The organism is Inquilinus ginsengisoli, assembly GCF_031453975.1.
Taxonomy (GTDB): domain Bacteria; phylum Pseudomonadota; class Alphaproteobacteria; order DSM-16000; family Inquilinaceae; genus Inquilinus; species Inquilinus ginsengisoli_A.
In genome coordinates, this window is sequence record NZ_JAVDPW010000002.1 from 645,573 (window position 1) to 666,779 (window position 21,207).

General features: G+C 69.2%; 22 protein-coding genes. 6 read left to right on the forward strand and 16 right to left on the reverse strand.

Going from position 1 to position 21,207, the window contains the following annotated elements:
- Window positions 1-12 precede the first annotated feature (12 nt).
- Window positions 13-981, reverse strand: coding sequence for a crotonase/enoyl-CoA hydratase family protein (locus E9232_RS06830; protein WP_309792937.1), 969 nt, complete (start codon window positions 979-981; stop codon window positions 13-15).
- Between the two features lie 520 nt (window positions 982-1,501).
- Between E9232_RS06830 and E9232_RS06835 the strand changes: the two genes are divergently transcribed.
- Window positions 1,502-2,119, forward strand: coding sequence for a LysE family translocator (locus E9232_RS06835; RefSeq protein WP_309792938.1), 618 nt, complete (start codon window positions 1,502-1,504; stop codon window positions 2,117-2,119).
- 18 nt (window positions 2,120-2,137) lie between these two features.
- On the opposite strand, the gene E9232_RS06840 is transcribed toward E9232_RS06835, so the two are convergent.
- The gene (locus E9232_RS06840) at window positions 2,138-3,019 is read right to left on the reverse strand and encodes a LysR substrate-binding domain-containing protein (protein WP_309792940.1); all 882 of its coding nucleotides are present in this window, start codon (window positions 3,017-3,019) and stop codon (window positions 2,138-2,140) included.
- Between the two features lie 103 nt (window positions 3,020-3,122).
- Here E9232_RS06840 and E9232_RS06845 point away from each other — a divergent pair, with 103 nt between their 5' ends.
- Entirely contained in the window at window positions 3,123-4,136 is a 1,014-nt protein-coding gene (locus E9232_RS06845) for a zinc-binding alcohol dehydrogenase family protein (RefSeq protein WP_309792942.1), read from the forward strand.
- 4 nt (window positions 4,137-4,140) lie between these two features.
- Here the strand turns inward: E9232_RS06845 and E9232_RS06850 are convergent, their stop codons facing one another.
- Window positions 4,141-5,403, reverse strand: coding sequence for a transglycosylase SLT domain-containing protein (locus E9232_RS06850; protein WP_309792943.1), 1,263 nt, complete (start codon window positions 5,401-5,403; stop codon window positions 4,141-4,143).
- Window positions 5,404-5,632: 229 nt separating this feature from the next.
- On the opposite strand from E9232_RS06850, the gene E9232_RS06855 reads away from it, so the two are divergent.
- A complete protein-coding gene (locus E9232_RS06855) occupies window positions 5,633-6,205 on the forward strand; it encodes a TIGR00645 family protein (RefSeq protein ID WP_309792946.1) in 573 nt (190 codons plus the stop codon).
- Window positions 6,202-6,765: a GNAT family N-acetyltransferase gene (locus E9232_RS06860; protein WP_309792949.1), complete on the forward strand. Its 564-nt coding sequence runs from the start codon at window positions 6,202-6,204 to the stop codon at window positions 6,763-6,765. The genes E9232_RS06855 and E9232_RS06860 overlap by 4 nt, the downstream gene beginning before the upstream one ends.
- Before the next feature lie 159 nt (window positions 6,766-6,924).
- Here E9232_RS06860 and E9232_RS06865 read toward each other — a convergent pair whose 3' ends face one another.
- Entirely contained in the window at window positions 6,925-7,452 is a 528-nt protein-coding gene (locus E9232_RS06865; RefSeq protein ID WP_309792951.1) for a DUF5943 domain-containing protein, read from the reverse strand.
- Window positions 7,453-7,454: 2 nt separating this feature from the next.
- Window positions 7,455-8,735 (reverse strand): metal-dependent hydrolase family protein, encoded by a 1,281-nt coding sequence (locus E9232_RS06870; protein WP_309792953.1) that lies wholly within the window; start codon window positions 8,733-8,735, stop codon window positions 7,455-7,457.
- Between the two features lie 255 nt (window positions 8,736-8,990).
- Between E9232_RS06870 and E9232_RS06875 the strand changes: the two genes are divergently transcribed.
- Window positions 8,991-9,692, forward strand: coding sequence for a GntR family transcriptional regulator (locus tag E9232_RS06875; RefSeq protein ID WP_309792954.1), 702 nt, complete (start codon window positions 8,991-8,993; stop codon window positions 9,690-9,692).
- Between the two features lie 159 nt (window positions 9,693-9,851).
- On the opposite strand, the gene E9232_RS06880 is transcribed toward E9232_RS06875, so the two are convergent.
- The 8 genes from E9232_RS06880 to E9232_RS06915 all read right to left on the reverse strand — a co-directional run bounded on the left by E9232_RS06880 (window position 9,852) and on the right by E9232_RS06915 (window position 17,058).
- Window positions 9,852-10,973 carry a M20 family metallopeptidase gene (locus E9232_RS06880; protein ID WP_309792955.1) on the reverse strand — a complete coding sequence of 374 codons (1,122 nt, stop codon included), beginning with the start codon at window positions 10,971-10,973 and terminating at the stop codon, window positions 9,852-9,854.
- 183 nt (window positions 10,974-11,156) lie between these two features.
- Window positions 11,157-12,188, reverse strand: a complete 1,032-nt coding sequence (locus E9232_RS06885) for an extracellular solute-binding protein (protein ID WP_309792956.1) — start codon at window positions 12,186-12,188, stop codon at window positions 11,157-11,159.
- A gap of 31 nt (window positions 12,189-12,219) precedes the next feature.
- On the reverse strand, window positions 12,220-13,089 hold the full coding sequence (locus E9232_RS06890; RefSeq protein ID WP_309792957.1) for an ABC transporter permease: 870 nt from the start codon (window positions 13,087-13,089) through the stop codon (window positions 12,220-12,222).
- Window positions 13,086-13,961: an ABC transporter permease gene (locus E9232_RS06895; protein ID WP_309792958.1), complete on the reverse strand. Its 876-nt coding sequence runs from the start codon at window positions 13,959-13,961 to the stop codon at window positions 13,086-13,088. Before E9232_RS06895 ends, E9232_RS06890 begins: the two co-directional genes overlap by 4 nt.
- 12 nt (window positions 13,962-13,973) lie before the next feature.
- Entirely contained in the window at window positions 13,974-14,975 is a 1,002-nt protein-coding gene (locus E9232_RS06900) for an ABC transporter ATP-binding protein (protein WP_309792959.1), read from the reverse strand.
- A 41-nt stretch (window positions 14,976-15,016) separates the two neighbouring features.
- A complete protein-coding gene (locus E9232_RS06905) occupies window positions 15,017-15,904 on the reverse strand; it encodes a fumarylacetoacetate hydrolase family protein (RefSeq protein WP_309792960.1) in 888 nt (295 codons plus the stop codon).
- A 121-nt stretch (window positions 15,905-16,025) separates the two neighbouring features.
- Window positions 16,026-16,580 carry a TetR/AcrR family transcriptional regulator gene (locus E9232_RS06910; protein WP_309792962.1) on the reverse strand — a complete coding sequence of 185 codons (555 nt, stop codon included), beginning with the start codon at window positions 16,578-16,580 and terminating at the stop codon, window positions 16,026-16,028.
- A 4-nt stretch (window positions 16,581-16,584) separates the two neighbouring features.
- On the reverse strand, window positions 16,585-17,058 hold the full coding sequence (locus E9232_RS06915) for a nuclear transport factor 2 family protein (protein WP_309792963.1): 474 nt from the start codon (window positions 17,056-17,058) through the stop codon (window positions 16,585-16,587).
- Between the two features lie 247 nt (window positions 17,059-17,305).
- Here E9232_RS06915 and E9232_RS06920 point away from each other — a divergent pair, with 247 nt between their 5' ends.
- Window positions 17,306-17,812 carry a DUF1993 domain-containing protein gene (locus tag E9232_RS06920; protein WP_309792964.1) on the forward strand — a complete coding sequence of 169 codons (507 nt, stop codon included), beginning with the start codon at window positions 17,306-17,308 and terminating at the stop codon, window positions 17,810-17,812.
- Between the two features lie 120 nt (window positions 17,813-17,932).
- Here the strand turns inward: E9232_RS06920 and E9232_RS06925 are convergent, their stop codons facing one another.
- From E9232_RS06925 to E9232_RS06935, 3 genes are read right to left on the reverse strand one after another with little or no spacing between them, the layout of a single operon-like run.
- Window positions 17,933-18,724 carry an SDR family NAD(P)-dependent oxidoreductase gene (locus E9232_RS06925; RefSeq protein ID WP_309792965.1) on the reverse strand — a complete coding sequence of 264 codons (792 nt, stop codon included), beginning with the start codon at window positions 18,722-18,724 and terminating at the stop codon, window positions 17,933-17,935.
- Window positions 18,725-18,753: 29 nt separating this feature from the next.
- Window positions 18,754-19,704 (reverse strand): ABC transporter permease, encoded by a 951-nt coding sequence (locus tag E9232_RS06930; RefSeq protein ID WP_309792966.1) that lies wholly within the window; start codon window positions 19,702-19,704, stop codon window positions 18,754-18,756.
- Window positions 19,701-21,203, reverse strand: a complete 1,503-nt coding sequence (locus E9232_RS06935; RefSeq protein WP_309792967.1) for a sugar ABC transporter ATP-binding protein — start codon at window positions 21,201-21,203, stop codon at window positions 19,701-19,703. The genes E9232_RS06930 and E9232_RS06935 overlap by 4 nt, the downstream gene beginning before the upstream one ends.
- Window positions 21,204-21,207: the final 4 nt, after the last annotated feature.

Here is a 21,207-nt window from a genome sequence, read left to right on the forward strand (position 1 = left end):
CACGGCCCGACGTCACTCTGCCGCGATCGGCACCACCGTGGCCCTCCGCCGGTCCTGCGCCGCGGTCAGCCGCCCCATCTTGCGGAGATCCGCCTCGCCCAGGCCGAGGCAGGCCTCGACCCAGATGTCGACCACGTCGCGCAGCTCGTCGAGCGGGATCGGGTTGACCCGCCGGCGCGCCTGGTACAGCGCACGGTGCGCATTGTGCTTGCGCCCGTGCTCGGCCACGTATTCGCGCACCGTCTCGGCGCCCTTGCCGTCTTCGGCCAGGACGTCGACCACCCCGATCTCGTGCAGCTCCTCGGCGGTGTAGATGCGGCCGCTGGTGATCATCTTCTCGGTCGCGATCGCGCCGATGCGCCGCGACAGGAAGCTGTAGGCGCCCATGCCGGGGAACAGGTTGAACAGGATTTCCGGCAGGCCCATCTTGGCGCTGCGCTCGGCCACGATCATGTCGAGCGACAGGGCGCATTCGAAGCCGCCGCCCAGCGCGTCGCCCTGGACCAGCGCCATGGTGACGACCGGCGTGTCGAAGGCGATGTGGTTGCGGTGGATCGCCTCGATCGCGATATGCGCGTAGCGCCGCAGCGCCGCGCGGTTGCGATCCCGGATCTTGTCGGCGAACAGGCCCAGGTCGCCGCCCAGGCTGTAGATGCCCGGCAGGCCGGAGGCGAAGACGAAGTAGCGGACCGGCGCGTCCTCGTCCGACCGCTCCGCGAACATGCGCTGGATCGAACGCTGCATGTCGCTGATGTCGTTCAGCAGATCGGGGGTGAAACTCGGCCGCCCCTGGGGCTGCATGTAGCACCAATAGGTCTTGTCGGCGGGATCGAGCTCGACGACAAGATTGCGGTAATGACTGCGGGAAACCTCGATGTGTGCCGGTTCTCTTGCCCCCGCGTTGCCGGCCGAGCGTGCCCGATGGGAAGCAAAATGGGCCGGAAGCTGATGAGTCGCGGGGTTACCGATGTAAGGGGACATGTCCTACTCCTTCGATTGATGCCGACCGCTTTGGTCCAGATCGTCGTACGAATGGGGGCTTCTTCCGCGGTGCGGTGCGTCATTGTGTGCATTTCCGCATTTCTTGACTACCCGCGATCAATTAGCGAATTATTACCTAGTAATTTCAAATTCATTTGAAACAATATTTATTGAAATCTTCATATCATTGTATATCTCCAAATCGGAGTTTAATTATTTAAAATTAATCTCATATCGAATCGAGTCCACCTCAAGGACGACGTCAGTCGTCCTTTTGGGGAGGGGCCACGATTTGGGTGAAGGCGCCGTCGCGCGCCTAAGACTTCCTGCCTAGGGGCGGCAGGGCGGCCGCAGCACTCGTTGCGGCCGCCCCTTTAAAGTCGGCACAGACATTTGAGGGGCGCCGCAGAGCCGGTCCGACAGCGTCATATCGGGCCTGCAGCCGCCACGGGGTCCTGCGCTTGACGCCGACGGCGCGCGCGAACAGGGTTTGCCTGCCCTCGTCCCGCCGGAGCGCGCCATGAGCCTCGAATCCCTGTTCGCCTTCACGATCGCCCTCGCCATCGCGGCCGCCCTGCCCGGCCCCGGCATCGTCGGGATCGTCGCCCGCTCGCTCGGCTTCGGCTTCCGGGCCGCGCTGTTCATGGTGTTCGGCCTGATCCTGGGCGACCTGACCTTCCTGATGGCGTCGCTGTTCGGCCTGGCGCTGCTGGCGCAGCAGCTGGGCGAGCTGTTCCTGGTGGTCAAGCTGGCCGGCGCCGCCTACCTGCTCTACCTCGGCTGGAAGCTGTGGCGCGCCCCGGCCAAGCCGGTCGGCGCCGAGGCCGCGACCGGCCTGCGCGAACCGCCGCTGCGCAGCCTGCTCTCGGGCCTGCTGCTGACGCTGGGCAACCCCAAGACCATGGTGTTCTACCTCGCCATCCTGCCGACGGTGATCGACACCCATGGCGTCACCCTGCTGGCGGCGGCGGAGCTGGCGGCCGTGGGGGTGGTGGTGCTGCTGGCGGTGCTGAGCGTCTATGCCGCCGCGGCGGCGCGGGCCCGGCGCTTCTTCACCAGCAGCCGGGCGATGCGCCGGCTCAACCGCAGCACCGGCGTGATCATGATCGGCGCCGCAGCCGGCGTCGCGGCGAGCTGAGGCCCGGACAACCGGCTGTCAGGCCGCCTGGCGGACCGGCGGCAGCTGTCGCAGGCTGTCCTCGATGAAGCCGACCAGCGACGCCTTGATCTCGCGCCGGCCGGTGCCTTCGCCGAACACCGCGAGCTCGACCTCGCCCAGGTCGGGGAAGCCCATGGCCGGCGTCAGCCGCTCGACATCCTCCGGCAGCGCGGTCTCGACCGTGACGGCGATGCCCAGCCCGGCCCGGGCCGCGGCGATCACCCCCATCACGCTCTCGCTGGTGTAGAGCACCCGCCAGGCCTGCCCCTGCGCCTTCAGCGCCTCCAGCGTGCGGCTGCGGAACACGCAGGGCGGCGGCAGGGCGCAGAGCGGGATCGGCGCGCCCGGCACCAGCTCCAGCCCCGGCGCGCGCAGCCAGGCCAGCCTTTCGCGATGGATCACCCGGCCGCGGGTCACGCCGTCGTCGCGCTTGGCGATGACGAGGTCGAGCTCGTGCCGGTCGAAGGCCTCGATCAGTCCGCTGCTCATGCCGACCCGGACCTCGATATGGACGCGCGGGAACACCCGGGCGAAGCGCGACAGCACGCCGGGCAGGTGCTGCGGCACGAAGTACTCGGCGATGCCGAGGCGGATCTCGCCCTCCGCCCCCGGCTCGGCGAAGCGCTGCACCGTCTCGTCGTTCAGCTCCAGCAGCCGGCGTGCATAGCCGAGCAGCAGTTCCCCGTCGCGGGTCAGCGCCAGCGACCGGCTGGTGCGCTCGAACAGCTGCCGGCCCAGCAGGGCCTCCAGCCGCTTGATCTTGACGCTGACGGCGGATTGGGTGCGGCCCAGCTTCGCGCCGGCCGCGGTGAAGCCGCCGGCATCGACGATGGCGGCGAAGGCGCGGAGCGCGTCGAGGTCGAGATCGGATGTGGCCATATCATCCATATGAAAACACGATCGCAAAAATCTCAACTATTCATTTCTACGATCGATCCCGCCGCCTCATCTTGAGCCGCGAACCCTTCGGGAGACGAGAATCATGAAAGCCATCGGTTACGTCGACAGCCTTCCGATCGAGGATGAGCGGTCGCTGTACGAATTCGAGACCCCGGTGCCGACACCCGGCCCGCACGACCTGCTGGTTAGGATCGAAGCGGTGTCGGTTAACCCGGTCGACACCAAGGTTCGGGTCCGCCGCGCCGGCACCGCCGAGGCGCCGGTGATCCTGGGCTGGGACGCCGCCGGCACCGTGGCCGCGGTCGGCAACGCCGTCACCCGGTTCCGGCCGGGCGACACAGTCTATTACGCCGGCGACCTGACCCGCCCCGGCACCAATGCCGAATACGGGCTGGTCGACGAGCGCATCGCCGGCCGCAAGCCCGAGAGCCTGTCCTTCGCCCAGGCCGCCGCCCTGCCGCTGACCGCGATCACCGCCTGGGAGGCGCTGTTCGACCGCTTCCGCCTGCCGGTGGGCAAGGCCCCGACCGACGACGCGATCCTGATCGTCGGCGCCGCCGGCGGCGTCGGGTCGATCGCGGTGCAACTGGCCCGCCGCCTGACCAACCTGACCGTGATCGGCACCGCCTCGCGCCCCGAGAGCCAGAAATGGGTCGCCGAACTGGGCGCCCATGCCGTGATCGACCACACCAAGCCGCTGTCGGAGGAGCTGGCGCGGATCGGCCGGCCGCAGGTGCGCTACGTCCTGTCGCTGACTCACACCGACCGGCACTGGGACCAGATCGCGGCGTCGCTGGCGCCGCAGGGCGAGATCTGCTTCATCGACGACCCCGGGGCGCTCGACATCATGAAGATCAAGGGCAAGGCCGGGGCGGTGCACATCGAGTTCATGTTCGCCCGCTCGATGCACCAGACGCCGGACATGGTCCAGCAGCACAAGCTGCTGACCGAGGTTGCCGGCCTGGTCGATGCCGGGCTGGTCAAGACCACGCTGGGCGAGGTGGTCGGCCCGATCACCGCCGCCAACCTCCGCCGCGCCCACGCCCTGGTCGAAGGCGGCCGCACCGTCGGCAAGCTGGTGCTGGCCGGGTTCTGAGCGGCTACTTCCCCGGCGCCGAGGGCACGTACCAGCCGCTGGGCAGCCCGCTGGCCTGGCGCCGGACCGGCGCCGGGCCGGCGGGCGCCGCCGGGGCGGACCGCGCCACCCGGGTCGGGGCGACCGTCACCGCCGCGGCGGTCGGCGCAGGCCGGATCTGGGCCCGCTGGACCTGCGGCTGCACCGCCGCGCGCGGCACCACCGGCACCGGGGCCGGCCGCTCGGGCGCCGAGGCGGCCATGGCCAGCAGCACGTCGTCGACCGGCGCGACCTCCTGCCGGTCCGGGATCGGCGCCATCCGCACCGGGGCGGGCGCCACGCGATCGGGGATCGGCTGCATCGTCACCACCGGACGGGTGGGCGGCGGCGGCGCCCGGTCGGGGATCGGCTGCATCGCCACCACCACCGGGCGGGACACCGGGATCTGCTGCGCCGGGATCGGTTGGCCGGAGCGGCCGGCGATGGCGGCGTCGACCCGTGCCCGGGTCTGCTGCTCGGCCGGCGACAGGCGGTCCGGAATCGGCTGCATCGCCACCACCACCGGCGCCGCCGGGATCGGCTGGCCGGTGCGGCCGGCGATCGCGGCCTCGACCCGCGCCCGGGTCTGCTGCTCCTCCGGCGACAGGCGGTCGGGGATCGGCTGCATCGCCATCACCACCGGCGCGCCCGACGGGGCGGGCACCCCGGTGCGCTGCTGGATCTGCTGCTCGGCATACTGGGTCATCCGGTCGGGCCGGCCGGATCCCGGTTCGATGCCGGCGATCTGGGTGCCGACGATGTCCATGTAGCGCCGGGTCTCGGGCGGCAGGCTGCGCCCGTTCTCGACATATTGCCGGTAGCGGCCGGGCCCGGCGTTGTAGGCGCCGAGGAAGCCGGGCGACCCGTACATCTCGTACAGCTCGCGGATATAGGCGGTCCCCGCCATGATGTTGTTCTCGGGGTCGTAGGGGTCGCTGCCCAGCCCGTGCTTCTCGCGCAGCTCCTCATAGGTCGCCGGCATCACCTGCATCAGGCCCTGGGCGCCGGCCGAGCTGGTGATCGGCTGGCCGCCCTTCCAGGTGGCCTGGCCGGCGCTCTCGATCCGCATCACCTCGCGGATCCATTCCGGCGGCACGTTGAAGCGCTTCGACGCCTTCTGGATCTGCGGTTCCCAATAGGCGATGTTGCCGCCCGACGGCCGCGGCTTTTCCGACGAACAGGCGCCGATCAGCCCGGCGACGAGAGCCAGTGCCGCCGCCGTCCGCAGCCACGTTCCCCTACCGGCCATGATGGCCCCCTCCACGCTTCCCCGGGCGATGCCAAACGCCCGAACTTACATCGTGATCTCAATGATCATCCACAAGGCATTCAAACGTATCATGTTTGTCGAAAGAATGGCAGCCCCGACGAATCGAGGAGCCGCCGGGCTTTCCGGCAATCCCTGGCGAAATCCCCCTCCGGCAAATCCGGCGGCGCCTGTATAAGGGCCCTCCCGACCATCGCTACCGGAGCCGGCCATGTCGCAGGACCGCGAGACCCTCCCCGCCCCGGCACGGCAGAAGCTGCGGCCGCTTCCCGCCGTGATCTTCGGGTCCCGCTGGCTGCAGCTGCCGCTGTATCTCGGCCTGATCGTCGCCCAGGCGGTCTATGTCTTTCTGTTCCTGAAGGAGCTGTGGCACCTCGTCATCCACGCCGTCGACTTCAACGAGCAGCAGATCATGCTGGTGGTGCTGGGCCTGATCGACGTGGTGATGATCTCGAACCTGCTGATGATGGTCATCGTCGGCGGCTACGAGACCTTCGTCTCGCGCCTCAAGCTGGGCGGCCACCCCGACCAGCCGGAATGGCTCGACCACGTCAACGCCAGCATCCTGAAGGTCAAGCTGGCCATGGCGATCATCGGCATCTCGTCGATCCACCTGCTGCGCACCTTCATCGAGGCGGGCAATGTCGGGTCGCCGGACAAGACCAACTACACCGAGACCGGGATCATCCTGCAGACGGTGATCCACACCGTGTTCATCCTGTCGGCGATCGGCATCGCCTTCATCGACCGCATCACCCAGCCGCTGCCCGACAAGGCGCATTGAGCCCGCCGCCCGGCATCGCCGCCCTGGCGGAGACGACTTTGGCTGCGGGGGAATTGCGGCTGGAACCGCTACGGCCCGACCATGCCGCGGTGCTGTTCGACGGCTTCGCCGACCCCGGCCTCTACCGCTTCATCCCGCAGGAGCCGCCGGCCGATGCCGCGACGCTGCGCGCCCGGTGCGAGCGGCTTGCCGCGCGGCAGTCGCCGGCCGGCGACCAGGCGTGGCTGAACTGGGCGATCCGGATCGGGCCGGAGGGCGGCTATGCCGGGCTGGTCGAGGTGACGGTCGGCAGCGCCGGCGCGGCCGACATCGCCTATTTCGTGTTCGCCGGCTGCCAGGGCCGCGGCATCGGCCGGCGGGCGGTGGCCGCGGTGGTCGACGCGCTGGCGGCGATCCCCGGGATCACCGCGATCGGCGCGTCGATCGACACCCGCAACGCCGCCTCCATGGCCCTGGTCGCGGCCCTCGGCTTCGAGCGCACGGGCTTTCTCCAGGACGCCGACCACTTCAAGGGCGCCGCCAGCGACGAGATCCGATTCCAGCTGCCGCTGAAGCGCTGAGAGACCGTTTGGAAACACTACTGGCGCGGCCGTCTGACGGCGGCTTCTCCGCTTCCGGTGCTCACGGACTCAAACGTCCGCTGCGCTCCGGTTCTCGAAGCCGCCGCCAGCCAACTCACGCCAGCGCATTTCCAAACGGTCTCTGAGGGCAGGGCCGCTTCAGCCCTTGCGGACGCCGAACTCGAAGCGACAGTGGTCATGGCCCATGGCGGCGCACTGCGTCTCCTCGCACTCGATCGCGGCGCCGGCGCCGGCGGCGCCGAGCAGGTGGCGCAAGGCCCCGGTCATGAAGCCTTCGAACATGTAGCAGACCGGCCGCCCCGCCCCCGGTCCGTATTCCAGCGCGAAGATCGAGGAGGACAGGGCGATGCGGCCCTGCCCCGCCGCGGCGTCCAGCGCCTCGATCTCGAACCGGCCCCAGCCGCGCTGCGACAGCCGCTGGAAGTAGCGGCGGACCGTCTGCTCTGGGTCCAGCCCCAGGCTGCGGGCCTGGACCGCGCACCAGTGCACGGCCGAGGCATCGGTGGCGTCGCGCAGGATCGCGCGGTAGGGCTCGATGCCCATCGCCGCCTCCACCGCCCGGTGGTTGTTCACCAGGAAGTGGCGCGGCAGGTACACCATCGGCAGGTCGTCGGTGCGCCAGATTCCGGTGTCGGGATCGACGTCGATCGGGATCTCGGGCGTCATTGTCAGGCGGCGACCGCGCCCTGGGATGCGCTCAGCACCGCGGACTGGTCCTTGTACAGCGCGCCGTCCTTCATGATCACGAGCAGGTTCTTCTCGTGCACCATGATGTCCAGGTCCTGCAGCGGGTCGCCGTCGACCAGCAGCAGGTCGGCGATGTAGCCGTCCTTGACCTCGCCCAGTTCGCCCTTCAGCCCCATCACCTCGCCGCCGTAGCGGGTGCCGCACACCAGCGCCTCGCTCGGGCTGTAGCCCAGCAGGTCGACGAAATGCTTGAGGTCGCGGGCATTCTGGCCCTGCGGCGACTGGGCGAAGCCGTAATCGCCGCCGATCAGCGCCTTGACCCCGCGCTTGCGCAGCTCGGTGTAGACCGTGCGGCTGGTGTCTAGCACCCGCTGCATGCCGATGCTGATGGCGAATTCGCGGGTGAAGCCGAACGGCTCGCCCTCGTACAGCGTGCCGTAGATGATGCCGATGGCCGGGCCGACGAAGACCTTGTGCTTCACCGATTCCAGCATGTCGAGGGCTTCCTCATCCGCGGATTCGCAATGGTAGATTACGTCGACGCCGCAGCGCACCGCGCGCTTCACCGATTCCGCGGCGCGGGCGTGGCAGTTGATCTTCTTGCCGAAGTCGCGCGCCACCGCGACCGCCATGCGGACCTCGTCCTCGCGCATCACGGTGGCGCCGCCGCCGGCCTTGGGGCCGAGATCGTCGCCCGAGATGTTGATCTTGATGTTGTCGACGCCCTCGCGGCAGCACAGCCGCACGGCGCGGGCGATCTCCTCCGGCCCGTCGGCGATCATGCCGAAGCTCTCATAGTACATGTGCTGCTTGCGCTCGTCGCCGAGGCCGCCGGTGACCGTGATCTCCGGGCTGCCGGCGCGGATGCGGGGCCCCGGCAGGCGGCCGGCCTCGATCTCGTTGCGGATCACCACGTCCAGCCGCAGCTTCGAGGTGGCGGCGCTGTAGCAGCTGGTGAAGCCGTGATCGAGCAGCGTCTTGGCGTTGCGCATGGTCAGCAGGACATGCTCTTCCGGCGGGATGTTGCCGAGGTCGCTGTCGTTGACGGCGCCGCCGAAGGAGATGTGGGCGTGGCCCTCGACCAGCCCGGGCATCAGCGTGCGGCCATGGCAGTCGATCACCTGGGCGCCGTCGGCCGCCAGCTGGCCGGGGGTGCGGGCGACGGTGCGGATGCGCGTGCCTTCGACCAGGACATCGGCCGGATAGGCCTCGGCCCCGCTGCCGTCCCAGACCATGGCGTTCCGGAAAATGACCCTGTTCATCGCGGCTCCCCTGTCCTTCTGGATCTGGCCCGGTTGCCCGACCCCGCCGCAGATCCGGACGGACGCGGGTCGCGCGAGCGGTGGATCGCCCGGTCCGCCGGGCCATCCCTGTCGTCTTGGCAGCACTGTGCGATATGGGTATATATAGGTCAACAAATAATATATTTTATTGACCAGCGTCGATCCGGCTTCGATAATCCAGGCTGACGCCGTCCAACCAGCGGCCCGAACCGGCTGTCCAACGACAAAGGCATCATGGCCCGAGACCCCACGCTCAATCGGACCCAAGGCGCTTACGAGGCCCTGCGCGCGGACCTGCTGTCCTGCCGCATCCTTCCCGGCAGCCGCCTGAAGATCCAGGAGCTGTGCGCCACCTTCGCGGTCAGCCTGGGCGCCATCCGCGAGGCGCTGTCGCGGCTGACCTCGGAAGGCCTGGTGGTGGCCGAACCGCAGCGCGGCTTCCGGGCGGCGCCGATCTCGGCGGCGGACCTGCAGGACCTGACCCTGGCCCGGATCGAGCTGGAGACGCTGTGCCTGCGGCACGCCATCCGCCTCGGCGACGTCGACTGGGAGGCGCGGCTGGTGGCGGCGACCCACCGGCTGGCGCGCACGCCGGAGCGCGACCCCGGCGACCCCGCGCGGACCAACGAGGACTGGGCCGAGGCCCATGCCGCCTTCCACCACGCTTTGGTCGAGGGCTGCGACAGCCCGTGGCTGCTGCGCCTGCGCGGCCAGCTCTACGACCAGAGCGAGCGCTACCGCCGGATCTCGGTGCCGCTGACCCGCAGCACCCGGAACATCGAGCAGGAGCACCAGCGCATCGTGCAGGCGACGCTGGACCGCGATGTGGAGGCGGCGACCGCCCTGCTGGCCGCCCATCTCCAGGCCACCGCCACCATCCTGCTCTCCGCCGCCTCGAGCGACGAGCTGCGGATGGTGGAGGAAGTGGAGGGGTAGAGAGGGCTGCCCGAGCCGGCCCGCCTCCCCCAAACACCGTCATTGCGAGCGCAGCGAAGCAATCCATCGGGCAGCCCGTACTGTGCGATGGATTGCTTCGTCGGCTTCGCCTCCTCGCAATGACGAAGGGGGGAGAGGTGACGGGCGTCGGGTTGCCGCCTACAGCCCCATCCACCGCCGTCCGATCTCGGTGTAGAGGCCGACCGCGGCGTCGATGGCCGGCACCAGGCAGTATTCGTCGGTCTTGTGCGCCATGGTCGGCTCGCCCGGGCCCAGGATCAGCACCGGGATGCCGCCCATGGCCGGCGCCAGCACCGAGGCGTCGGTGAAGAACGCCGCCCCCGCCGGGTCGATGCGCTGGCCGATGGCCCGCTCGCACAGGTCGAACACGCCGCTGATCCATTCGTCCTGCGGGCTGGTGGCAACAGCGCCGACATCGACGATGCGCGACAGCTCGACCCCCTCGCCCAGCACCGCCTCGACCTCGCGGCAGATCGCGTCGTTCGACTGGCCGGGGATGGTGCGGATATCGACCTGGATCTCGGCCCGGTCGGGCACCGAGTTGACGTTGAGGCCGCCGGCGAAGGTGCCGACATTGATCGACGGGCCGCCGAGATGGATGTGGCGCGGCGTGTCGAAGGCGTGCTCGGCCAGGCGCAGCACGCCCCGCGCCGCCTTGTAGACCGCGTTGACCCCCTGCTCCGGCATCGAGCCATGGGCGGTGACGCCGTGGAACGCCGCCCGCAGCCACAGCGCGCCGCGATGGCCGATCAGCGGCAGGTTGGCGGTGGGTTCGCCGACCACCAGGGCACCGGCCTGGGGCAGCGCCCCGGCCACGCCGGCGAGGTGGCGGGCGCCGTCACAACCCGTCTCCTCCCCCGCCGTCAGCACCAGGGACAGCCCGGCGCGCCGGCCCGGCAGGCTCGCCAGGCCGATCGCGGCGACCACCATGGCGGCGACGCCGGCCTTCATGTCGCTGGACCCGCGGCCATAGACCCGGTCGCCGTCGATCTCGGCGGCGAAGGGATCCCGGGTCCACGGCGCGGCGCCCAGCGGCACGGTGTCGAGATGGCCGGTGAAGCACAGCGGCGCGCCCTCGCCCGGCAGGCTGGCGACCAGGTTGGTGCGGCCCCTGGCCAAATCGTGGCGGGCGACGGCGAAACCCGCCGCCTCCAGCAGCCCCGCCGCCAGCTCGGCACAGGGCTGCTCCCCGCCCGGCGGGTTGATCGAACGCCGGCGGATCAGCTCGCGCGTCAGCTCGACGGCGGGGGATGTGCTCATGGTCCAGACCTCATCAGCGGGCAGGCGCCCAGCATCAACCACGGGCGCCCCACCCCACTCCCCCACTCTGTCATTGCCCGGCTTGACCGGGCAATCCAGGGGCCACCAAGAGCCGCTCTGGCCGCCCCTCGATGCCACGGTCGAGCCGTGGCATGACAATGGGAGAAAGCAGGCGCGACCAGCCTATTGTCTGAGCTTGGTCCAGATCCGGTCGTAGGCCCGCGTCGCCTTTTCCGGGCAGGCCGGGGCGAAGGTGATCTTCAAATCCTTCGGCGGGTTGAACTCCGGCGACGAGCCGAGCTCGGCCGACAGCAGCGTGTTGGCCCCGACCACGGCGTTCTGGTAGCCGGAGAAGCTGGACTGCAGGGCGATGTTCTCGGGCGCCATCAGGAAGTTCAGGAAGGCCTTGGCGTTGTCGAGGTCCGGCGCGCCCTTGGGCACCGCGACGTTGTCCATCCAGCCGACCACGCCCTCCTTGGGGTAGACGTACTTCACCGTCGCCTTCTGCTGGCGCGTCGCCTCGGCCTTGCCCGACCATTGCTGGTGCATCGCGGTCTCGCCCGAGACCTGGCGCTCGACCGTGCCGTCGGAGTTGTAGACCTTGACGAAGGGCTTCTGCGCCTCGAGCAGGGCGTCCAGCGCCTTCAGGTCGGTCGAATCCGTGTTGCATTGCGACTTGCCGAGATAGACCAGCGCCAGCGACATCACCTCGCTGGGCGACCCGAACATGCCGATCTTGCCCTGCAGCTCCGCCGGCGGCTCGAACAGCGTCTTCAGGCTGTCGAGCGGGCCCTTGTAGACCGCGGTGTCGACGGAATAGGAGGTGGTGCCCCACACCCAGGGCACGCTGTACCTGGCGTCCGGGTCCCAGCTGCGCCTCTGCCACGCCGGGTCGAGATTCCTAAAGTTGGGCATGGCGGCGACGTCGACCGGCTCGAACAGCCCTTGGCTCACGAAGATCGGCACGAAGTCGTTGCTGACCACGATCAGGTCGTAGCCCGAGGCGCCGGAGGTCAGCTTGGCCAGGGCGGTCTCGTTGGAATCATAGGTGTCGATCGAGACCTTGATGCCGGTCTCCTTCTCGAACTTCGCGATCAGCTCGGGCGAGGTGTAGTCGGTCCAGTTGTAGAGGTGCAGCTCGCCCGCCGCCTGCGCCGCAGCGGGCAGCGCCAGCGCCAAAGCGGCGCCGGTCATCAGCAAGGCCCAGTTCTTCATCATTGTTCTCCCTGTTTGATCGAATCCCTCGTCAGCCCGCGCGCCGGTTGCGGCGCCCGAGCAGCAGCGCCACGCCGACGAAGACCAGCGACACGGCGAGCAGGATGGTGGAGATGGCGTTGACCTCCGGGGTCACGCCCAGGCGCATCATGCCGTAGACATAGACCGGCAGCGTGGTCGACCCGGCGCTGGACACCATCATGCTGATCAGGAAGTCGTCGAGCGACACCACGAAAGCCATGATCGCGCCGGAGGCGATGGCCGGCGCCAGCAGCGGCAGGGTGATGCGGCGGAACAGCTGCCATTCGTCGGCATAGAGGTCGCGCCCCGCCTCCTCCAGCGCATGGCCCATCTCGCGCAGCCGGGCCTGCACCGGCAGCAGGGCGAAGGGGATGCAGAACACGGTGTGGGCGATCATCAGGTTGATCAGCCCGTTGTGCATGCCGATCGACGAGAAGAACACCAGCGTGGCGATGGCGACGATGATCTCGGGCACCACCAGCGGCATGGCGATCAGCATGGTGACGAAGCCGCGCCCGACGAAGCGGGTGCCGCGCTCCAGCGCCAGGGCGCCGGTGACGGCGATGACGGTCGAGGCGATGGTGGCGACCACGGCGATGACCAGGCTGTTCAAGGCCGCGTTCCGGATGTCGTCGTTGTGGGCGATCTTGACGAACCAGCGCAGGCTGAAGCCCTGCCAGACCGTGATCATCTGGCTGCTGTTGAAGGCGTAGACCACCAGGATCAGCAGCGGCGCGTAGAGGAAGGCGACCATCAGGGCGGTGTAGGACCCCAGGCCCGGCGTACGCCGCCAGTCGAAGGGCCGCGGGCCGGACCGTCGCGTGGTGGAAGCCGGCCGCCCGGCCGACGCATCGGGCAGCGAAGACGGGGTCACGCTCATGGCCTCAGCTCCCGCATCCGGGTCTTCCGCGCCTGCAGCATCAGCACCAGCAGAATGACGACGGTGATGGCCGTGGCCAGCGCCGCGCCGAACGGCCAGTTGCGCGACGAGGTGAACTGCATCTGGATCAGGCTGCCGATCAGCAGCGTCTTGCCGCCGCCCAGCAGGTCGGGGGCGAGGAAGGAGCCCAGCGCCGGGGCGAAGACCAGCGTCGCCCCGACCATGGCGCCGGGCCGGGCCAGCGGCCAGACGATGCGGCGGAACACCGCCCGGCGGTTGGCGTAGAGGTCGTAGGCGGCCTCGATCAGCCGCGGGTCCAGCCGCTCCAGCGTCGAATAGATCGGCAGCACCATGAAGGGCAGGAAGGTGTAGACGAGGCCCAGCAGGATGGCGCCGTCATTGTACAGCAGCGGCAGGGGCGCATCGGTGACGCCGAGGCCGCGCAGCAGCTGGTTGGCCACGCCCTCGTCGCGCAGGATCAGGATCCAGCAATAGGTGCGGATCAGCGTGTTGATCCAGAACGGCAGGGTGACGACGAACAGCAGCACCCGCCGCCGCGCCTCGCTCTGGCACACCACGTACCAGGCGATCGGCAGGGCCAGCGCCAGGCAGATCGCGGTGGTGGCGACGGCCAGCCACAGCGAGCGCAGGATGATGACGATGTAATCGGCCGAGAACACCAGCGTGTCGTCGAAGTCGCGCTGGTACAGGAACTGGATGTAGGCGTCGAAGGTGGCCGGCCCGGTCACGCCGCCATAGGCGCCGGCGGTCATGAAGGAATAGGCCACGGCGATGGCCATCGGGATCAGCATGAAGATGCCGATCACCAGGCCGGACGGAGCGATCAGGAGCAGCGTGCGCTTGAGCGACATCGGCGTGTCCGGTCAGTGCAGCAATTCGCGCTCGGCGTCGGCCGCCCAGTCGACGACCACGGAGTCGCCCCTGGAGAAGCCGTCCTCGTCGCCGCGGATGCGGGCCCGGATCGGGCCGTGCCCGGCGAGCTCGATCTCATACAGCGTGTCGAGGCCGAGGAAGGTCACCGCCGCCACCCGGCCCTTGGCGCGCCCGGAGGGGCGGCCGTAGCCGGCGCCGAGCACCACCCGCTCGGGCCGCACCGCGATGGTGAGCTCGGACCGGCGGCCCAGCACCGGGCCGGGGATCAGGTTGGCCTCGCCGATGAAGTCGGCGACGAAGCGGCAGGACGGGTCGTGGTAGATCTCGGCCGGCCGGCCTACCTGCAGCATGCTGCCGTCATGCAGCACCGCGATCCGGTCGGACATCGCCAGCGCCTCCTCCTGGTCATGGGTGACCAGGACGAAGGTGATGCCGGTCTCGCGCTGCAGGCGCTTGAGCTCGCCCTGCATCTCCTTGCGCAGCTTGAGGTCCAGCGCCGACAGCGGCTCGTCGAGCAGCAGGACGCTGGGCTTCGGCACCAGGGCGCGGGCCAGGGCCACCCGCTGCTGCTGGCCGCCCGACAGCTGGGCTGGCCGGCGGTTGGCGAAGCCGCCGAGCCGCACCATCTCCAGCGCCGCCGCGACCTGGGCCGCGATCTCCTGCGCCGGGCGGCCCAGCATGCGCAGGCCGAAGGCCACGTTCTCGCCCACCGTCATGTGCGGGAACAGCGCGTAGCTCTGGAACACCGTGTTCACCGGCCGCTTCTGCGGCGGCAGGGCGGCGACGTCCACCCCGTCGATGCGGATCATGCCGGTGGTCGGCATCTCGAAGCCGCCGATCAGCCGCAGCAGCGTGGTCTTGCCGCAGCCGGACGGGCCCAGCAGGGTGAAGAACTCATTGTCGCCGATCGTCAGGTCGACCGTCTTCAGCGCGGTGACGGTGCCGATGTCCTTGCTGACGAAACTCTTGGAAACCCTTTGCACCTCGATCATCGCGCGCTGCTGCTCCCTGGTTTCCCTAACGGATGGTCGCGTCAGGCCGCCTGGCGGCCGGCGATCGGTTCTTCCGCCTCGATCGGGTTGCGCAGCAGGCCGACGCGCTCGAGCTCGACCTCGCAGACGTCGCCGGGCTTCATGAACAGCTGGGGCTTGCGCGCCATGCCGACGCCGGCCGGGGTGCCGCTGACGATGATGTCGCCGGGCGACAGGGTCAGCGCCTCGGTGACGAAGGCGATGATGGTGGCGACGTCGAAGATCATGTCGTCGGTGGAGGCGGTCTGCACCACCTGGCCGTTCAGCCGGGTCTGCAGCCGCAGCCCCTTGCCGCCCGGCGGCAGTTCGTCGGCGGTGACGAAGACCGGGCCGAAGGCGCCGGTGGAGTCGAAATTCTTGCCCAGGGTCCATTGCGGCCCCTTGGACTGGTAGTCGCGCACCGACGCCTCGTTGAACACGGAGTAGCCGATGACGTGGTCGAGCGCCGATTCCTTGGTGATGTGGCGGCCGCCCTTGCCGATCACGGCGACCATCTCGCCCTCGTAATCCAGCTGCTCCGACAGCACCGGGCGCAGGATCGCGGCGCCATGGCCGATCAGGGTCGAGGCGAAGCGGGTGAAGATGGTCGGGAAGGCCGGCGGCTGGAAGCCGCTTTCGAGCGAATGATCGACGTAGTTCAGGCCGACGCAGATGATCTTGCCCGGCGCCGGCAGCGGCGGCAGCACGGTGACCGCGTCGAGATCGACGGCGCGGCCCTGCCGCAACAGGCCTGCCCCCGCCGAACGCAGGGCGCCGGGACCTTCGGCGATCAGCGCCGACAGGGGGCCCGGATAGGCCGGGTCATCCGACGGGCAGCCGAGGAAACCGCCGTCCGGCGCGGCCACGGCCAGCCCGTCCACACCCCGATCGCGATAGGCGACAAACCGCATTCCAGCCCCCGTCTGCCATGACCGGCGTTCAGCTCCGCCGGCTCTGGTTCAGACGGTATGGCCAGAAAGTATAATTGTCAAAATAATATATTATCTTGGTGAAAAGCGGATGCTTTGCTCCTCACGCCAGCAGCCGGGCCTCGATCCGCGCCAGCGAGCGCCGGAACGCGTCGGCGTCGTCGAGGGCGCGCGCCAGCACCAGGGCGCCCTGGATCGCCGCCACCGCCTCCTCCGCCCGGTCGCGCGCCACCGCGTCGTCCCGCCCCGCTCGGACCAGGGCCTGGGCCAGCGCCTCGATCCAGGCGGCGAAATAGCTCCGGATGGCGGCAGAGAAGCGATCGCGGACGTCGCCGAGGGCGAAGACGCCGACCAGGCAGACCCGGCCGCCCGAGCGGAAATAGGCGCCGACCGACCGGATCATCTCCGGCATGGCACGCTGCGGGTCGTCCTCCCGCAGCGGCCGGAAGACATGCTGCCCGAACCAGCCATCGATCTCGGCCAGCACGGCGGCCGCCATCTCTTCCTTCCCACCGGGAAAGAAGTGATAGAGGCTGCCCTTGCCCAGGCCGGTGCGCTGCCCGATCAGCGCCAAGCTGGCGCCCTCGAAGCCGTGCTCGCGGAACACCTCAGACAAGGCGGGCAGCACATCGGCGCGCTCGGTGACGGTCCGCGGCATCGCGTCAGAGGCCGAGGTCGCTCAGGCTGGGATGGTCGTCCGGCCGCGGCTTGGACGCGTCCCAATGGAACTTCCGCTCCGACTCCGTGATCGGACGGTCGTTGATCGAGGCATGGCGGGCGCGCATCAGCCCGTGTTCGTCGAACTCCCAGTTCTCGTTGCCATAGGCGCGGAACCAGTTGCCGGAATCGTCGCGGAATTCATAGGCGAAGCGGACGGCGATGCGGTTGCCCTCGAAGGCCCACAGCTCCTTGATCAGGCGGTAGTCCAGTTCGCGCGCCCATTTGCGGGTGAGGAACTCGACGATCGCCGGGCGGCCCTGCAGGAACTCGGCCCGGTTCCGCCAGCGGCTGTCCTCGGTGTAGGCCAGGGCGACCCGCTGGGGGTCGCGCGTGTTCCAGCCATTCTCGGCGCCGCGGACCTTGAGGATCGCGGTTTCGCGGGTGAAAGGCGGCAGCGGCGGACGGTCGGCGGACATGGCAGGCTCCTGTCTGGAAAGCATTCTCTGTACCGAATGGAACAGATTGTACTGAACGGTAAAAATAGGAAGCCCGCTCGTCAAGTGAAACCCTGGAGACCGGCTTGACGCGAAAGATGACGGCCGTCATTAATCACCGTGCCGCCGCCGAGACGCCCGGCTGATGACGGCAGTCCCGCCCCACTCCGCGTCCTTCGGGCGCAGGGCCGCGGGACCGGCTCTCGGCTTCCAATATCGGAGCACTCCCTTGCCCCTGTCCCTGCACGAGATCTCGATCGCGCTGATGATTCCGAAGCTGCGGATGCTGTCGACGCTGCTGGAGAAGGCCGTCGCCCATGCCGAGGCGGAGCGGGTCGACCCGGCCACCCTGGTCGAGGCCAGGCTGGCGCCCGACATGTACCCGCTGTCCGGCCAGATCCAGGCCGCCAGCGACGCCGCCAAATCCTGCGCCGCCCGCCTGGCTGGGCAGACGCCGCCGAGCTTCCCCGACACCGAGAAGACCTTCCCGGAGCTGCAGGAGCGCATCGCCAAGACCATCGCCTATATCGAAAGCGTCGGGCCGGCGCAGATCGACGGCCGCGAGGACGCGACCGTCACCATCCCCAGCCGCAATGGCGACCGCACCTTCACCGGCCGCGCCTATGTGCTGAACATGGCCCTGCCGAACTTCTTCTTCCACGTCACCACCGCCTACGACCTGCTGCGCCAGGCCGGGGTGCAGATCGGCAAGCGCGACTATCTGGCGGTGTCGTAACACCACTCCCTCTCCGTCATTGCGAGGGGGCGAAGCCGACGAAGCAATCCATGGCGCCGCTCTTCCGGCACGATGGATTGCTTCGCTGCGCTCGCAATGACGATGGTTTGAAAGGGTCTCCTACAGCGTCTTCAGCATCCCGCCATCGACGAAATAGGTCGACCCGACGCTGTAGCTGGCCTTGTCGGAGCACAGGAAGACGAAGAAGTTCGCCAGCTCCTGCGGCGTGCCGAAGCGCTTGATGGTGGCGTGCTCGTCGGCGACGCCCTGCAGATAGCCTTCCCAGTCGCCGCCGGTGTCGGCGGTCAGCTGCTTGGCGGTCTTGATCCAGTCGGGCGTCAGGATCAGCCCGGGATTGACGCAGTTCACCCGGATGTTGTCCTTCACCACCTCGCTGGCGAGGGTCTTGGAGAACATCATCAGCGCCGATTTGGTGACGTTGTAGATCGGCTCGTACCACAGCGGCTGCACCGCGCAGATCGAGGCGTTGTGCAGGATCACCCCGCCGCCGCGCCGCTTCATGCCGGGCACCAGGCCGCGGGCCAGCCGCACCGCCGCCATGACATGCAGGTCCCAGTAGGATTGCCACTTCTCATCCGGCGCCTCCAGGATCGTCTCGTTCGATCCGGTGCCGGCGTTGTTGATCAGGATGTCGGCGCCGCCGAAGCCCTGCTCCACCGCCGCGATCAGCGCCGCCGTGCCCTCAGGCGTCCCGACGTCACAGGCCACCGCCAGGGTCCTGACGCCGTGGCGCGACGCCAGCGATGCGGCCTCGGCCTCCAGCCGGTCGGCCTGGCGCGCCGCCAGCACGATATGGGCGCCTTCGGCCGCCAGCCCGTCGGCGACCGCAAGGCCGATGCCGATGCTGGCGCCGGTGACGACGGCGACCTTGCCGGTCAATCCGAGATCCATGGTGTTGTTCCCCCTGTGTCCCTTGCGGGCTATTTGGCGATCAGGATCTTGCCGCGATCCAGGGTGATGGCGACGGCAAGGATGAGGACGGAGCCGAACACCACCTGCTGGGCGAAGATGTTGACGCCGAGGAAGGTCATGCCGATGCGCACGACCGAGACGGTCAGCGCCCCGACCAGGGTGCGGCCGATGCCGCCGACGCCGCCGGTGATGGCGGTGCCGCCGACCAGCACCGCCGAGATCGCCGGCAGCAGCAGCTGGTTGGCGACGGTCGGCGACCCGCTGGCCAGCCGGGCCGCCAGCAGGATGCCGGCCAGCGCGGCGAAGGCGCCGGACAGCATGAAGGCCAGGATCTTCTGGCGGTTGACGCGGATCCCGGCCGCCCAGGCGGCCGGCTCGCCCGCGCCGATCGCCAGGCTGTAGCGGCCGAAGCGGCTGTAGCGCTGGAGATAGATGCCGAAAGCCAGCGCCAGGACGCCGACGCCGATGATGTTGGGCACGCCGAGGCTGGTGCCGGTGATCCAGTCCAAGAGGCCCCGCACCTCGGCGGCGATGGCGATGTTGCGGGCATCGGAGATGTAGAGGGCGACGCCGCCGACCACGCCGCCGGTGGCCAGGGTGGCGATGAAGGACGGCACCCGCAGCCGGACATGGACGAAGCCGCTGACCAGCCCGGCCGCGGCCCCGGCCAGCAGCGCCACGGCGAAGGCGCCGACGCCGATCCGCGGCAGCAGCAGCGCGACGATGACGGTGCTGAGCGAGGCGACCGACGGGATGCTGAGGTCGATGCTGCCGAGCAGGATGACGAAGGTCACGCCGGCCGCCAGGGTGAACAGGGTGGTGGTGTCGGCCAGCACCACCAGCAGCGTGTCGGGCGAACCGAAGCCCGGCTCCACCACCGCGATGGCCACCACCAGCAGCAGCAGGAACAGGGCCGGCGCCGCGCTGCGCAGGACGGCGGGATCGAGCAGGCGGGTCATACCATGTGTCCGATCAGGTCGACCTGGGCGGGCTTGCGGCCGGGTGCTGCGCCCATCCGGGCGGTGATCGTCCCGTCGCGCATCGCCAGCACGGTGTGGCTGAGGCCGATGGTCTCCTCCAGCGTGTCGGCGATCAGGATCACCGACACACCGTCGCGGCACAGCGCCCGGATCAGGCGGAACACCTCCTCCTTGGCGCCGACATCGATGCCGCGGGTGGGGTGGTCGAGGATCAGGATCCGCGACTCCGCCGTCAGCCACTTCGCCAGCACCACCTTCTGCTGGTTGCCGCCGCTGAGCGACAAGCAGGCCGCATCCGGCCCGGCGGCGCGGATCGCCAGCCGCTTGGTCCAGTCCTCGGCCAGGCTGCGCTCGCGGCGGCGGCTCAGGCCGATCGGGCCTTCCGCCGCCTCCAGCCGCGCCAGGGTCATGTTGGTGGCGACCGACAGCATCATCACCAGCCCTTCGACCCGGCGCTCGCTGGGGATGAAGCCGATGCCATGCTCGACCGCGTCGGCGGGGGAGCGGAAGCGCACCGCCTTGCCCGCGACCTCGAGCGTGCCCGCGGTCGGCTGGACGAAGCCGAAGAAGCTGCGCACCAGATCCTCACGCCCCGAGCCGATGACGCCGGCGATGCCCAGCACCTCGCCGCGATGGAGAGTCAGGTCGATGTCGCGGTAGCGGCCTTCGCAGCACAGGCCCTTGGCCTGCAGCACGATCTCGGACTGCGCTGGGTGCTGCTCGGATTCGCGGTAGTATTCGGCGTGGACCTCGCGGCCGACCATGATCCGGTGCAGGGTCGGCGTGTCGGCATCCGCCACCGGCATCTCGGCGACCACGCCGCCATCCTTCATGACGTAGATGCGGTCGCTGATCTCCAGCACCTCGTCCAGCCGGTGCGACACGAAGACGAAGCTGGCCCGGCTCTTCAGCGTGCGGACGCGGTCGAACAGCAGGTCGATCTCGGCCTGCTCCAGCACCGAGGTCGGCTCGTCCAGCAGGATCACCAGGTCGCCCTCGACCCGGTCCTCCAGCGCCAGCGCCTTGGCCAGCTCGACCATCTGCCGCGCCGCGAAGCTGAGGTCCTGCGCCCGGGTCGCCGGGTCGATGTCGAGGCCGACCTTCTCCAGCTGCCGTCGGGCCGCGGCGTTCAGGCGCTTCCAGTTGACCAGGCCGAAGCGGATGAACTCCTGCTCCTGGCCCAGGAAGATGTTCTCCGCCACCGACAGGTTCAGCAGCAGCGACTGCTCCTGGAACACCATGACGATGCCGCGGGCATTGGCCTGCCGGGGATCGCCCAGATGCAGCACCTCGCCGTCGCGCCGCAGTTCGCCGCTGGTCGGCTGCTGCACGCCGGCCAGGATGCGCATCAGCGTCGACTTGCCGGCGCCGTTCTCGCCGACCAGCCCGACCACCTCGTTCGGCCGGATCTCGACGTCGACGCCCTTCAGCGCCTGGACGCTGCCGAAAGATTTCTGGATGCCGACCGCTTGCAGCATGGCG

Excerpts from the sequence above, each read along its gene's own strand:
- E9232_RS06865 (WP_309792951.1), bottom strand. The coding sequence starts at position 7,452 with ATGACGCCCGAGATCCCGATCGACGTCGATCCCGACACCGGAATCTGG.
- E9232_RS06850 (WP_309792943.1), bottom strand. The coding sequence starts at position 5,403 with ATGGCCGGTAGGGGAACGTGGCTGCGGACGGCGGCGGCACTGGCTCTC.
- E9232_RS06910 (WP_309792962.1), bottom strand. The coding sequence starts at position 16,580 with ATGCCGCGGACCGTCACCGAGCGCGCCGATGTGCTGCCCGCCTTGTCT.
- E9232_RS06915 (WP_309792963.1), bottom strand. The coding sequence starts at position 17,058 with ATGTCCGCCGACCGTCCGCCGCTGCCGCCTTTCACCCGCGAAACCGCG.
- E9232_RS06890 (WP_309792957.1), bottom strand. The coding sequence starts at position 13,089 with ATGAGCGTGACCCCGTCTTCGCTGCCCGATGCGTCGGCCGGGCGGCCG.
- E9232_RS06840 (WP_309792940.1), bottom strand. The coding sequence starts at position 3,019 with ATGGCCACATCCGATCTCGACCTCGACGCGCTCCGCGCCTTCGCCGCC.
- E9232_RS06930 (WP_309792966.1), bottom strand. The coding sequence starts at position 19,704 with ATGACCCGCCTGCTCGATCCCGCCGTCCTGCGCAGCGCGGCGCCGGCC.
- E9232_RS06935 (WP_309792967.1), bottom strand. The coding sequence starts at position 21,203 with ATGCTGCAAGCGGTCGGCATCCAGAAATCTTTCGGCAGCGTCCAGGCG.
- E9232_RS06835 (WP_309792938.1), top strand. The coding sequence starts at position 1,502 with ATGAGCCTCGAATCCCTGTTCGCCTTCACGATCGCCCTCGCCATCGCG.
- E9232_RS06900 (WP_309792959.1), bottom strand. The coding sequence starts at position 14,975 with ATGATCGAGGTGCAAAGGGTTTCCAAGAGTTTCGTCAGCAAGGACATC.
- E9232_RS06845 (WP_309792942.1), top strand. The coding sequence starts at position 3,123 with ATGAAAGCCATCGGTTACGTCGACAGCCTTCCGATCGAGGATGAGCGG.
- E9232_RS06855 (WP_309792946.1), top strand. The coding sequence starts at position 5,633 with ATGTCGCAGGACCGCGAGACCCTCCCCGCCCCGGCACGGCAGAAGCTG.
- E9232_RS06885 (WP_309792956.1), bottom strand. The coding sequence starts at position 12,188 with ATGAAGAACTGGGCCTTGCTGATGACCGGCGCCGCTTTGGCGCTGGCG.
- E9232_RS06875 (WP_309792954.1), top strand. The coding sequence starts at position 8,991 with ATGGCCCGAGACCCCACGCTCAATCGGACCCAAGGCGCTTACGAGGCC.
- E9232_RS06830 (WP_309792937.1), bottom strand. The coding sequence starts at position 981 with ATGTCCCCTTACATCGGTAACCCCGCGACTCATCAGCTTCCGGCCCAT.
- E9232_RS06895 (WP_309792958.1), bottom strand. The coding sequence starts at position 13,961 with ATGTCGCTCAAGCGCACGCTGCTCCTGATCGCTCCGTCCGGCCTGGTG.
- E9232_RS06905 (WP_309792960.1), bottom strand. The coding sequence starts at position 15,904 with ATGCGGTTTGTCGCCTATCGCGATCGGGGTGTGGACGGGCTGGCCGTG.
- E9232_RS06925 (WP_309792965.1), bottom strand. The coding sequence starts at position 18,724 with ATGGATCTCGGATTGACCGGCAAGGTCGCCGTCGTCACCGGCGCCAGC.
- E9232_RS06870 (WP_309792953.1), bottom strand. The coding sequence starts at position 8,735 with ATGAACAGGGTCATTTTCCGGAACGCCATGGTCTGGGACGGCAGCGGG.
- E9232_RS06880 (WP_309792955.1), bottom strand. The coding sequence starts at position 10,973 with ATGAGCACATCCCCCGCCGTCGAGCTGACGCGCGAGCTGATCCGCCGG.